The organism is Bacillus sp. AFS077874, from assembly GCF_002566505.1.
Lineage (GTDB): Bacteria > Bacillota > Bacilli > Bacillales > Bacillaceae_G > Gottfriedia.
This window is the reverse complement of the sequence record NZ_NUYF01000012.1, coordinates 39,833-53,285: the sequence shown is the minus strand read 5'-3', so window position 1 is coordinate 53,285 and position 13,453 is coordinate 39,833. Positions and strand designations below refer to the sequence as shown.

Sequence of the window (13,453 nt, the reverse complement as noted above, 5' to 3'; positions counted from 1 at the left end):
ACTATTGCTCCATCTTTATTTTTATCCAATATTTAGGCTCTGTTTTATTACTAAGGAATAACTGTTAATAGCTTTCCCCTTTTACTTCTATAGCTACACTCTTAATTTCTTTATACTCAGCTTTCCACATAGCTTCGTCAATCGCATTTTCAACATTTTGAATATCTGCTCTTGCAATTCCTTCGTTTATAGCAGCATAAGCTACTTCAACGGCTACGTATTTTGAGACTTCATGTAGCTTTTCAATGGATGGCAGCAGGGATGCTCCAGGTTTACTGGTGTCTGACATACTTGCAACCGCATAAGCAGCAGCTGCAAACATTCCTTTTGAGATCACTTCAGCTTTTGCAACAATCGCCCCCAAGCCTAGACCTGGAAAGACAAATGCGTTATTTGACTGTCCAATTTCATAGGAAACACCTTTGAATTCTACATTTGCAAACGGGCTACCGGTTGCAATTAGAGCTTTGCCATCGGTCCACTTAATCAGGTTTTCCGGAACTGCTTCAGTCAATGAAGTCGGATTGGACATAGGTAAGATGATAGGACGCTCAACGTGCTTAGCCATTTCTTTAATAATTTCTTCAGTGAACGCGCCGGCTTGTCCTGAAGTACCAATCAGGATTGTTGGCTTCACCCTTTGAACTACTTCCAATAATGAAATGATCCCTTCCTCATTCTTATCCCATTCCTTAACTTCATCCACTTTTCTTGCATAAGGCTTCTGGAAGTGCAGAACATTTGGTGTTTCATCTGTTAGTAGACCCCGATAGTCTACTGCCCAGAAACGATCAAAGGCTTCTTCTCTAGTCGATCCTTCTAGAACCATAGCATCTGCCATTTGATCTGCGTTACCAATGCCGGCTGCCCCTGGTCCAAAGACAACAATGCGCTGGTCCTTCATGGATTCTCCTGTTACTTTCAAAGCAGACATAATAGCAGCAAGAGTAACGGCACCTGTCCCCTGGATGTCATCGTTGAATGTAAGGATTTTGTCACCATATTTGTCCAAAATTTTTCGCGCATTGACGTTGCCAAGATCCTCCCAGTGAATGAGAACCTCTGGAAAGAACTTTCTTGCAGTCTGTACGAATAAATCAATGAATTGATCATAACGATCACCTCGGACACGTGGGAATTTGTTCCCGATATACATAGGATCTGCAATCAAAGCCTGATTGTTCGTACCAACATCCAACACGATTGGTAGAACACGGTTTGGATCAATGCCAGCTGCAGCAGTGTACACGGCAAGTTTACCAATCGCAATATTAATACCGCCTATCCCTTGGTCCCCAATACCAAGAATGCTTTCAGAGTCAGTCACGACGATTAAATCAATACCATTTTTGGCTTTTCCAAGATTATAAAATGCCTTTTCAATACCCTCAGGATTATCAATGGAAAGATATAAGCCATCTGAGCGACGGTATCTATGGGAGTATGACTGGATTGCATCGCCGACAGTTGGAGTATAGATGATTGGGAGCATTTCTGCCAGGTGTTCTTTCAAAAGACGGTAAAACAAGACAACATTACGGTTATATAAATCATAAAGCAGCCCGTTTTTGAACAGATTGGTCGTCCGCATCGAATATTGTTCATAGACCCTATTAACTTGTTCATCAAGGGTTATTACTTGTGGCGGTAACAAACCTTCAAGTCCAAGGTCTTCCCTTTCCTCTTTCGTAAAAGCTGTTCCTTTATTTAAAAAAGGATTAGAGAGAACTTCTTTTCCTTTTGTTGTAGTTATAATAACATTCTCAGGTACACTCTCAAGTACATTCATGGTGTTTCCTTCCTTCTATCTTAAATTAGCTATTTTAGACAATACCGAAACCATGTTAATAAAATTTTCCTTATCCCACTATTTTTTTAACTAAAAACCTTTTTTGTAACTAAAAAAAGCAGAAAGTAAAATCGCTGACTGCTTTGTTTTAGTTTCATTTTCAAATTGGCATTAAAGCTTCAGCAGCATGATGGCCAAGATTACAGTAGATTTTTACTTTATTGTCATGATGCTCTTGCAATTGATTTATTTGCTTTTTTCTTTTCGGACATTTTAAATACATAATTAACAATAATTGGGCAGACTATTGCAGATATTACACATGCTGCTGCAACTTGCGCAGTAGCGCCTGGTGCTATTGCAGCTAAGGTTGGATCTGCAGCTGCAACAACAGCTGGTGTAGCTACAGCATTCCCTGCAGTTGACCCTGTTGCTAAACCAACGATCGGATTTTCTTTAAATAACTTTAATAGTACGTAAGCTCCAATTCCAGTGAATGCAGCTATTAATCCTAGTAATATGCCAGGACCTCCCGCTTTTATAATAGTTGAAAGATTCATTCCCGCACCTAATGGGAATGAGAAGAATGGGATTAATAATAATTTACTGCTTCCAAGGAATTTTCTCATATCAGAATCAATATTTCCTAAAATCATTCCTATTACGATTGGAATTAATACTCCTATAAGTGTTTGAAAAGGAATTGTGGCTAGGCCAGATGCACCTAATGCAACTAATGTAAAAAATGGACCATCTTTTAAAGAAAATAAAGCATATGCACCTACATCGGTTTCGTCACCATATGATGAAGCAAGAGATGCATATAATCCACCATTAGCATTTAATAACGCTGCTAGGATAGCTAATGGTGATAATCCTAAAATTCCGGCAGGCCCAAAAAGCATTGCTACAGTTATACCGATACCTGCACCCACTATAAATTTTCCTGTTAATAATATTGCACCTTTTTTTAATGCCTTTGGTGCTAATTTGAAATTAATTTGTGAACCAATTAAAAACATAAAACACGCCAAAATGGTAGACGATGCTTCTTTACTAAATAATGCCGTTGTAAAACTTCCAATTTGTAAAAATTGCGGGAAAAAGGTATTCGTTAATACTCCTAAAAATAGTGGAACAACCATCAGACCACCTGGAATTTTATCAAGCGTTTTCTTTATTGGAATTTGCATTTTTAACCCTCCTAAAAATAGTTTTATAATCTCGAATGAATCCATTGTTTTACCAATCGTTCAAATAATTGGAGAAAGCGGTTCCATTTTTCTTGCATGATGTTCTATGTTTTGTACCTGTCTATCATATTCGGATGAAAAGTATTTTCATAGTTTATGAAAGTTTTGTAATCCTTTTTGTAAATAAAAAAAGTAAGCAGTTTCAATAACTGCTTACAAAAAGTTTTTTAATAGGTGTTCAATAGTAAAAAGAAATAAATAATCTTGCTTTTTTTATTCTATAATTATTATTTCACTTTTTTTCAAAATTAAATAAACTTGTAATTTATTAAAAGGGGATTTCTCCATTTAATTTTCCGAAGTAAATTTATTATCCAATTTTTTAATATCAACATTAATTGTCGTGTATGTTGATTGATCTTTTCTTATTTTAATATAAAGTATAGCTTCTTTTTCATTAATTTTTTTTAGAAAAATTCCATTAACTAAATTTTTAGTCTACTGTTTATTTTTTTTCTATTTTTTGATTTTGTTCGATTGAGTGTTTGGTGGCGTTCATCGAAAAATCTCCTTTCCTTGGTGTCATAATACAGGCAGTAATGTTGTCCATATACTTGAGATTTTCCAAATACAAAATGGAATTCAGAAAAATAATATTAAATACTCAAATCTTCAAAACTGATAATACAAGAAGATATGTACCTGTTCCAAAAACAAGGCAAGGAATGCAAAATCAGTGATACGAGTTGGGAAAATGTCTGTGATTAGATTGTATTTATCAGCTATGGGGACGTCCAACACATTTTGGAACTGATTTGAAGGGAAAACATTTTATTTTGTTATGACGGAAAGAACTTGCATAGGAAGTATGTGCAAACCACTTAGTAATAGGTGATTTTTTGTATTTAAAAGGGCTTCCCAAAAGTCAGTTCTCCTAACTTAAGAGATAGCCCAATTTTTATTTATGCAGGTGTATTTGTATTTGTGTTTGCTTCTGTACTGTCACTTTGATTTAATTTACTGTTTTTATATCCGTAAGTAGCGTAAATTACTAAACCGATTACTAACCAAACTACGAATCCCTTCCAAGTAAATGCTGAAAGTTGAAACATTAAATATCCACAGAATAAAATTGCTAATACTGGAACAACAGGAACCCAAGGAGTTTTAAATCCACGTTTTAAGTTTGGATGAGTTTTTCTTAAGACTAAAATACCAAGTGATACAGCTGAGAAGGCAAATAATGTACCAATATTTGTTAATTCAGCTAGTTTATTTAATGGAATTAAACCAGCAAATAATGCAACTAATCCACCAGTTACCCATGTACTTACAACTGGCACTTGAGTTTTACCATTAACTTTTGATAATTTTTTCGGAAGTAAACCATCTCTACTGATTGAGTAGAATAAACGCGTTTGTCCAAACATCATTACGATTAAAACTGTAGTAATACCAATTATTGCACCAAGTGAAATGAAACCAGCTGCCCAATCTTGGTGGATAAATGATAAAGCAAAAGCAACAGGATCTTTAACACCAAGTTGATCGAACGGTACGATACCCGTAAGAATTAATGAAACAACGATATATAAGATTGTACAAATTGTTAATGCAGAAATAATACCGATTGGTAAGTTACGTTGAGGATTTTTTACCTCCTCAGCAGCAGTAGCTACTGCATCAAAACCAAAGTAAGCAAAAACAACAACTGCAGCTCCAGCTGTTACACCAGAGAATCCCATTGGCATAAACGGTGTCCAGTTTCCTGGCTCAACATACCAAACACCTATAGCGATGAAAAGAATTACTACTGCTAATTTAACAATTACCATTACAGTGTTTAGTTTTGCAGATTCTTTTACACCTCTAGTAAGAATGAATGTAACTAATAATACGATAAGAACTGCTGGTAAATCTATAAAAGTTCCTTTAGAAGGATCAAATGCACTTGTTAATGCTGTTGGAAAATGAATTCCGAAACCTGATAATAAACTTTGGAAGTAACCAGACCATCCACTAGCTACAGCTGATGAAGCCAGTCCATATTCAAGTACCATATCCCAACCTAAAATCCATGCCACAATTTCACCGAATGCGACATAACTATACGTATATGCGCTACCTGCCTCAGGAATCATTGATGCAAATTCAGAGTAACATAATGCAGCAAATGTACAGGCTAAACCTGCAATTATAAATGAAAGAATAAGTGCCGGACCAGCATAATCTGCTGCTGCTACACCAGTTAGAACGAAAATCCCTGTACCAATAATTGCACCTATTCCTAGCATTGTTAAGTCAAATGCACCTAAAACTTTATTAAGTGAACTGTTAGATAATCCACTCGATACTGATTTTTTTCGAAATAAATTCATAAAAACCTCCTCTAAATTCTTGTGCTACTTTTCCAATTTTAATTATTTTGTACTTTCATAGTTGTTTGTAAAAAATAGAAAATTCGGACAACTAAAACCATAAAAATTTAATTGTTTGAATTAAACGCGATTTTTATCTTATCATACGATTTGTAACTATACAAAGCATTTTTCAACAAAATAAAATATTCAGAAAATGTGTAGAAAGACTATCTTCAGATCCTTTTCTAAAATTAAATAAACAAAGACAGCATTGGCTTATTATCCGTACCCTTGTTACAACCTGACTACAACACTTTTACAATCCCTGCAATTTGAAGAAACAAATTTATTGGCTAATCTACCAACTGTTTTGATTCTATATAGAGCGATTGAATGAATTTTTTCATGTTGATTCGGCTTTGATTAGTGCTTTTTTCACTTTTACCTTCAAGCTCTAACATTTTCTTTCGGACTTCCGAGAAATCGAAAAACGTGGATGAATACGCTTCGAATTTTGGATTCGTGTAATCTGTTAATCCTAATGAGGCAATATGGATGAGCACATGGTAAATAGCTCTGCGAACCCGTTGTTCGGAGGCTTTCGATTCTTTTTGTATTTCCGCCTCGGTAGCCTGTTCTCCAAGCGATTTTTTGGCATTTCCATAAAATATTTCTTTTAGAGACGGGAAGATGTAGAAGGATCCAAACTTTTGTTTTTGGTCCTGCAGGAATTCTAAAATATTCATCAAGTCTTCACTACCGCTTTCTCCGATAATCCCTAAATCCGAAATCAATGAACGGCCGGCTTCGATTATGTTTTTTGTATGAGAAGAGCCGAATGGTGGCGACTGATGACCTTTTAATAATGTTAACGATTCTTGTATGCCTCGAATTGATTTTTCCAGAATCACCCGTTCGTTAACCTTTTTTAACACTCCTGAGATTTCAATGCGGTTTAACGGCTTAGTGATGTAGTATTCTGCTCCTAAACTATATACTTCCCCTATGAGCTCCTTTGCCTCTACTTGCGAAATCATCACGAATTTCCCCTTGAATTCAGAAGAAAGGACACGAATTGTTTCAATTCCATCCCTCTTTGGCATCAGTAAATCAATAAGTACTACGTCTACTTTTTTGAGCGCAAGCAAGTCATTGTCTACCAATGATCCGTCTTCTGCTTCACCCATCACTTTGCCTAAATCCTCATCCTCAATCATGTCTATTAGCATCGCTCTAATAGCTGGATCATCGTCTATTATAAAATAATTCATTTGATTTATCCTTTCTGTATCATCGCATTAATTGGAAGCTCGATAACAAATACTGTTTCTTTATGACTTTCTTTTAGCTTAATATGTCCGCCAAGCTTGTCCACGGTTAGTTTCACATATGAAAGTCCAATTCCTGTAGAAGGATTGCCGGAAGCATCATACTTAGATGTAAAACCCTCTTTAAAAATGACTTCTTTCAACTTCGGTGCAATGCCTGGTCCATTATCACTGACATGAAATTCTACAATCCAGTCTCTTCGAATGACATACAACGATACATGTCCCTCTTGCTCAATGGCTTCCACCGCATTTGCGATCAAGTTATTTATCAAAGATAATACCCTATAGACATGATATGGCGGATGTTCCCCTTCGACATGCATAGAAAACGAAATGTGTTTATTCAATAACTCTGCATACCGTCTATTGGAAACAAGGATAATGTTACTCAGTAACTCAATGCCCATGTAGTCCTCTAGCTTTTCAGTAGAAATCAACTGTGATAGTCCAGCATAAATTCGCTGATTATCTTTTTTTACTTCATGCACGAGACTTGCAATTTGCAGTGCGGTTTGGGAAAAATGGACATGAGAAACTTCCGATTTCAACCTACGATATAAATCATAACTTATGCGGGTGATTTCTTCCGCATTTTGCATTGTTTTCTTAAGCTGTACCGATTCCTCATACAAATTCGAAATGAACAACAGCATTTGCTCGTTTTGTCTACGTTGCTCTTCCACTGCCAATTTTGATTCTCTCAGTTTAAAAATGTTAAAAAAGCCGAGTACAAAAAAACTTCGAATAAACGCGATAAAGATAATCTGTTCGATTGAGTGAAATGCAATGATTTTATCCGCTATCGAGTATCGAATCACCATTTCAACTAAACTTGCACCAATTTCTATGACCATTCCTAGTAATCCAATCATAAATGGCTTGTTATGCTGCTCATTCATCTTTGTAAAATGAAAGATGAAAGCGAACACGACGTAATAAAAGAGTACCGGAAAATGACTGTAAAATGCCTCATCAACCGGTATGTCACTGATTAGGACCGCCAAAAAAAATCGAAATACAAACACACTTGTCCCAGTCAAAATTCCTGCAATATTCGGGTGAATGCCCCTTCCCAATAACAAAAATAAGAAAAATGCCGGTGTCCCCAGGCTAACACGGAATGCATCATTGAACGGATAGAATTTAAACTCTCCAGCGAGCGGAACGGTAATCATCAAAAATACAACTGCTAAAATTCGTTCCTTCAGTTCCACACCTCCAAACATTAAACATTTTACTCAAACCTTTGGAAAATTGAAATAGTTGTGAGAAAATTATTTATTATTTATTTTTTATTTGTAGGTTTTTGTATGATTCGGTATGATTTTGAGTGGAATCGCTTACATTCATATTCTTAATAAACTTGAAGGGGTGTATGGGATGAAAAAACTAAAACTTGGGTTAGCTTGGCAGATTGTAATTGGTCTCATTTTAGGTATCGCAGTTGGAGCTGCCTTTTATGGAAATCCAAATATTGAAGGATACCTAAAGCCGATTGGAGATATTTTTATTCGTTTAATCAAAATGATTGTTATTCCTATTGTTGTCTCAAGCTTAATTGTCGGTGTTGCCGGCGTTGGGAATATGAAAAAGCTTGGTAAACTAGGTGGTAAAACGATTTTATATTTTGAAATCATTACAACTATTGCCATTCTTGTTGGATTGCTAGCGGCAAATATCTTTCATCCCGGTAGCGGCGTTGATATGTCATCATTACAGAAAACAGATATCGGAAGCTATATAGAAACAACTGAAATGACGAAAAGCCACGGTTTTGCTGAAACTTTCGTCAATATCGTTCCGCCAAATATCATTTCAGCAATGACAGAAGGAAACATGTTAGCCATTATTTTCTTCTCTGTTTTATTCGGACTAGGTGTGGCAGCGATAGGTGAAAAAGGAAAACCGGTCATAAAGTTTTTCGAGGGAACAGCTGAAGCAATGTTCTATGTGACAAATCTAATCATGAAGTTTGCTCCATTTGGTGTATTTGCATTAATTGGTATAACGGTATCAAAATTCGGTGTCCAATCACTGATTCCATTAAGTAAGTTAACGATTCTTGTTTATTCAACGATGATTTTCTTTGTGTTAGTTGTTTTAGGACTTGTTGCAAGATGGGCGGGCATAAACATTATTCATTTTATTAAGTTATTAAAAGATGAACTGCTCCTTGCTTATTCAACGGCTAGTTCTGAGACTGTTTTACCTCGAATTATGAATAAAATGGAGAAATTCGGATGCCCTAAAGGAATCACATCGTTCGTTATCCCAACAGGATATTCTTTCAACTTAGATGGTTCAACGTTATATCAAGCATTAGCGGCCATTTTTATTGCACAAATGTATGGTATTAATTTATCGATTAGCGACCAAATCTCATTAGTACTTGTATTGGTAGTAACATCTAAAGGAATTGCAGGGGTTCCCGGAGTGTCGTTTGTTGTATTGTTGGCAACGCTCGGTACAGTTGGAATTCCAGTGGAAGGATTAGCGTTTATCGCAGGTATTGACCGTCTTTTAGATATGGCGAGAACAGCAGTTAACGTCGTAGGTAACTCGCTAGCGGCAGTTGTTATTTCTAAATCAGAAGGTCAATTCGATAAACAAAAAGCGCAAGCTTATATTAAATCACTTGATTCCGGTAAACAAACAAATGCAGCATAATCTTTCTTAACATGATAATTGAGTAGACCAGATTCACCGACTACTAAAATTGCATGCATTGACTACATTTCTTAAGCCTTCTCGATTTTTTAATATGAGATCAAGCTCTTCTTCTTGTAATCAACTAATATATATAACAACAATTAATCGTTTAAATTAAAAGCCTGTATCTTCAAATACCAAGTAATTTTCGATACAGGCTCTTTTTATCTATTAACATTGTTATGTTTAGACTGACAAAAAAGAGAAACTCACAGGATAAAGAGTTTCCCTAAAAAATAGGTGATATTGGTAAAAAAGAAACATGTAACTGTACTTTATTATATAAAAATTATTATGTATTGTATTAGTTATTCGCCTTCCTTATTGGAAATCTTTTCCATCGTCATATAACTAAAACATTACGTTTAAGAAAAGCCTTAGTTAGCCCTGTATAGGCAACTTCATATTCTGATTTCTCGTTCCAAAACCTAAAGCAATCGCGGCGCCAATACAGCAAAAAAAGCAACCAGCAAACAAATACACTGATGGATCAGACTCGCCAATTAAAACAGAGGCCACTCCACCAATTGCGGGGAAAAGGGCGACCATATAACCGCTTTGAGATCCTCCAATTTTTTCTACTAGCTTCAAATAGAATAACCATGCAGCAAAAGAAGCAACCAACGTTAAATATAACAACGCAGATAAGTACGTAAAAGATGTTGGAAAAATAAATTCTTTCCCTTGAAACAATATTATTGCTCCCATCAATAAACTGCCCACTGTAAATCCAATTGCATTTGCATAAATGGGATCAACCTTGCGATTAGCATTTCTTGCCGAGCATGCGTCACCAACTGCTGTTAGGAGAGTACCTAGGAAAGCGAAAATAATTCCTTTTATGTCATGGAACCCTTGAAAATTTTCCAGTGTCGGATAAATTAGAATACACACTCCCACTACACCAAGAATACCTCCAATTAGAACTCTCGAATGTAATTTTTCTTTTAAAAAAATCCGGAGAGCAATCGGAGTTAAAATCACTTTTAAAGAAAATACCAATGTTACGATTGCTGCAGAACTCAAAATTGTAGCGTAATAAAGACACAGATAGCTTAATGCAAAGTTACATATACCAAATGCCATTACAAACGGGATATCTTTACTTGTTGGTCTCCCCTTTGGTCGAATGAACAAAACAAGAACTAAAAATAAAAAGGCTGTCATAACTAGTCGAAAAGTTAAGGATAATTCTAAGCTTACTGGAGTTCCTTGAATTTTTACAGCAATAAAATTAAGTCCCCATACAATCATGCAAAAAATATACATAAATTTTATCATTCATATTACCTCTTCCTACTGTTCCTCCATTAATTGTAACAAATCAAACTAAAGTAGTTCAAAAGATTCTCGATTCATTTCTTTAAATAATTTGCTTTTTAGTTCAATTAAAAAGCGACCTTCTATTGAAGTAAAGCATTGCTTTAGTTGAATAAGATAGTTTAAGCATTGACTAAATATCTGTCCCATCCATTGAGGAATTTAAAAAGACCGGGCAAGACGGAATCCAAGATCGTCTATGCAAAATGACGGATGGCTACGACGACGACATGATGCGCCACAACCTCTAGCTACTTCTGCCCAGCTACCACCTCGAAAAATTCGGTAGGACCCATAGACTTTTTCATCATATAAATCCCAACACCACTCCCAAACATTTCCTATCATATCATACAGACCCCATGCATTCGGTTCCTTTCTTCCTACTTCATGGATTTTATCTCCAGAATTTACACTGTACCAAGCAATTTTATCAAGTTCACCGTATCTATAACCATTGGTCCCTGCTTTACACGCATATTGCCACTCTGCTTCTGTAGGAAGTCTATAGCCATCTGATTCCCAATCACAAAAAATCCTTTCGCCATCATAACTTATAAAATAACACTCTTTCAGTCCTGCTTTCTGTGAAAGTAGATTACAAAAAGAAATTGCATCATTCCAAGAAATATTCACAACTGGTTTTAGATCTCTGTCAAAAGTATTGAGTGATTTATTTGTTATAGTATTGTATATACCCATAGTTACAGGAAACTGGGCAAGAAGAAATGGTCTTATTTCAGTTTTCCATTTACTTTTTATTCTATCGTCTCTTAACTCTATATCTCCCCCTGGAATTTTTACCATTTGATAGTCAATATAACTCTTAATTTGATTTGACACTTAGCCTTCCTCCTAATGATCATGACTTAAAAAAATCACCTCGTTAAGAACCATAAAATCATTCAAAAATTACGTTGGTTTTTTGAAGATAAAAATCCGTTATTAAAATAATAAAGACTGCGTAGCAGCATATTCGTTATTCAACAAACGCTAAATTGGATTAATCAAGTAACTTTCTATTAATAAAAAGGTACACAATGGTTAATAAAATTAACATTATCGTTATAAGAACCGTTTTCTCATAAGGATAGTTGATAAAACTATTTATTATTACTAACAAGCTTAGTGGTAGAAAAAAGCCAGCACCAGTTACTGTACCTAACATGGATTTGTTTTTAATCATTTTTTCATTAAAACCTGCTAACAACCAAGTTTGTTTTTTCACAGCTACTAAGTAAGACACCATTAAAAGCACTATTCCAATAACTAATAAACTGTAATCCAATAGTAACACCTCCAGAGGACATATCCTTTCCACACTGGGATTTATTTCCAATTCTGTAACTTAATATATTCCACAAAAAATAATTGAACCCTTTTTATCCGTTTATCGTTAATTTCTTCAAAAAAAAGAGCCACAACTGTGACTTTGATCTTCAACTAACGCATTCGTTCGTATTATAAGGTCAACCAGTTAAATTAAAATATACCCTTTGTAAAGGTCATTGAAAAAAGGTTATGCCACACAAAGAAGATGATTTCTGTATTCTACAGGACTCATCTTCTTTAAATTCCATTGATATCTATAATTATTATAGTAAGGCATATAATTTCTTATTTCCTTCTTAAGTTCTTGTAAAGTATTACACTGTTTTATATTTGCCTCATCTTTGAAATGACCAAAAAAAGACTCTTGAAGAGCGTTATCCCAACAATTCCCTCTCCTAGACATAGATTGTTTTAACCCAAATTTTTTAACGTGTTTCTGAAAAGTAGGGCTGGTATAATGTGAGCCTTGATCAGAGTGAATAAAAGCATCTTCTGTTAATATGACACGCCTGTTTCTTTTTAACTTCAATAAAATATCTGTCGCTAAATCCAAAGTAAGTCTATTGGAAACATTATAGGCAAGTATTTCATTTGTGGAACTATCTAAAATAGTAGATAAATATGCCTTATGCCCGTTTCCGTAATAAAGATAGGTAATATCTGTAAGAAGAGCTTTACCTGGGATACCCTGTTTAAATTTACGGTTTAGTAAGTTTGGTAATACAGAGTGTTCTTGTGTAGCTTTTAACATCTTCTTATAAGGATTAGCCTTTCTAATTGGACAGATAATCTTATACTTCTTCATAATTCTTCGAATACGCTTCAAGTTATATATAATATTGAAGATCTTCTGTAGTGTCATTTTAATTTGTCGAGCACCTTTTTTACGTTTTTTAAATTTGATAGCTTTAAGGATATTTTCTTTTATTTTTGAGTCTTTATTTTCAAATTGTGTTCTTCTTTCGGAAGCTCTAAAAGAGAAGTAAATATAATAACCTGAACGTGAGACTCCTGAAATTTTGCATAGAAAGCTTATCATATTTTTTAAAGTTAAACTTTTCGATCACTGAACGAATTAAAAGAAATTTTTGTTCAGTTGGTACTTTTACTCTATTACCTTCATCCCCCTTTCCAGCATGTCTAGCTTTTTTAGCAATTCATTTTCAGCTTTTAATAGTTGGATTTGAGCTTCTAATTTAGCGTTTTTTTCTTCTAAAGTGAGCTCTTTATTAGTTGGTCTCCCAGAGTTGGCTTTACGCGTATCACGAAGTCCAAGAACTCCAGAATCATTATATGATGTACGCCATCTATTGGCAGCCCTATTAATTCTAGTAATACCTATGATTTCAACGTCAAATCTATTTTCCTCAAAGATCTGTCTAGGCAATTTTCCAGGTCACCAAACCAATTATGTAAGTT

9 protein-coding genes and 1 pseudogene are annotated in these 13,453 nt (G+C 35.0%); 1 reads left to right on the top strand and 9 read right to left on the bottom strand.

Annotation, left to right across the window (positions count from 1 at the left end; translation table 11 throughout):
• Positions 1-64 precede the first annotated feature (64 nt).
• The 5 genes from COJ46_RS12995 to COJ46_RS12975 all read right to left on the bottom strand — a co-directional run bounded on the left by COJ46_RS12995 (position 65) and on the right by COJ46_RS12975 (position 7,887).
• Positions 65-1,789: an NAD-dependent malic enzyme gene (locus tag COJ46_RS12995; RefSeq protein ID WP_097976057.1), complete on the bottom strand. Its 1,725-nt coding sequence runs from the start codon at positions 1,787-1,789 to the stop codon at positions 65-67.
• Between the two features lie 224 nt (positions 1,790-2,013).
• Complete coding sequence (locus COJ46_RS12990; RefSeq protein ID WP_097976059.1) at positions 2,014-2,982, bottom strand: 2-keto-3-deoxygluconate permease; 969 nt, start codon at positions 2,980-2,982, stop codon at positions 2,014-2,016.
• 962 nt (positions 2,983-3,944) lie between these two features.
• Positions 3,945-5,360, bottom strand: coding sequence for a branched-chain amino acid transporter BcaP (bcaP, locus tag COJ46_RS12985; RefSeq protein ID WP_097976061.1), 1,416 nt, complete (start codon positions 5,358-5,360; stop codon positions 3,945-3,947).
• Between the two features lie 335 nt (positions 5,361-5,695).
• A complete protein-coding gene (locus tag COJ46_RS12980) occupies positions 5,696-6,613 on the bottom strand; it encodes a response regulator (RefSeq protein WP_097976065.1) in 918 nt (305 codons plus the stop codon).
• Positions 6,614-6,618: 5 nt separating this feature from the next.
• The gene (locus COJ46_RS12975) at positions 6,619-7,887 is read right to left on the bottom strand and encodes a sensor histidine kinase (protein WP_286133547.1); all 1,269 of its coding nucleotides are present in this window, start codon (positions 7,885-7,887) and stop codon (positions 6,619-6,621) included.
• Between the two features lie 166 nt (positions 7,888-8,053).
• On the opposite strand from COJ46_RS12975, the gene COJ46_RS12970 reads away from it, so the two are divergent.
• Positions 8,054-9,340, top strand: a complete 1,287-nt coding sequence (locus tag COJ46_RS12970; RefSeq protein WP_097976067.1) for a cation:dicarboxylate symporter family transporter — start codon at positions 8,054-8,056, stop codon at positions 9,338-9,340.
• Between the two features lie 423 nt (positions 9,341-9,763).
• Here the strand turns inward: COJ46_RS12970 and COJ46_RS12965 are convergent, their stop codons facing one another.
• From COJ46_RS12965 to COJ46_RS12950, 4 genes and pseudogenes are all read right to left on the bottom strand, one after another.
• Positions 9,764-10,663 (bottom strand): DMT family transporter, encoded by a 900-nt coding sequence (locus tag COJ46_RS12965; protein WP_097976069.1) that lies wholly within the window; start codon positions 10,661-10,663, stop codon positions 9,764-9,766.
• 201 nt (positions 10,664-10,864) lie between these two features.
• The gene (locus tag COJ46_RS12960; RefSeq protein ID WP_176522532.1) at positions 10,865-11,509 is read right to left on the bottom strand and encodes a formylglycine-generating enzyme family protein; all 645 of its coding nucleotides are present in this window, start codon (positions 11,507-11,509) and stop codon (positions 10,865-10,867) included.
• Between the two features lie 196 nt (positions 11,510-11,705).
• A complete protein-coding gene (locus COJ46_RS12955) occupies positions 11,706-11,999 on the bottom strand; it encodes a DUF3784 domain-containing protein (protein ID WP_286145512.1) in 294 nt (97 codons plus the stop codon).
• Between the two features lie 222 nt (positions 12,000-12,221).
• A pseudogene (locus COJ46_RS12950) lies at positions 12,222-13,427 on the bottom strand (IS3 family transposase); the annotation flags it as partial.
• Positions 13,428-13,453: the final 26 nt, after the last annotated feature.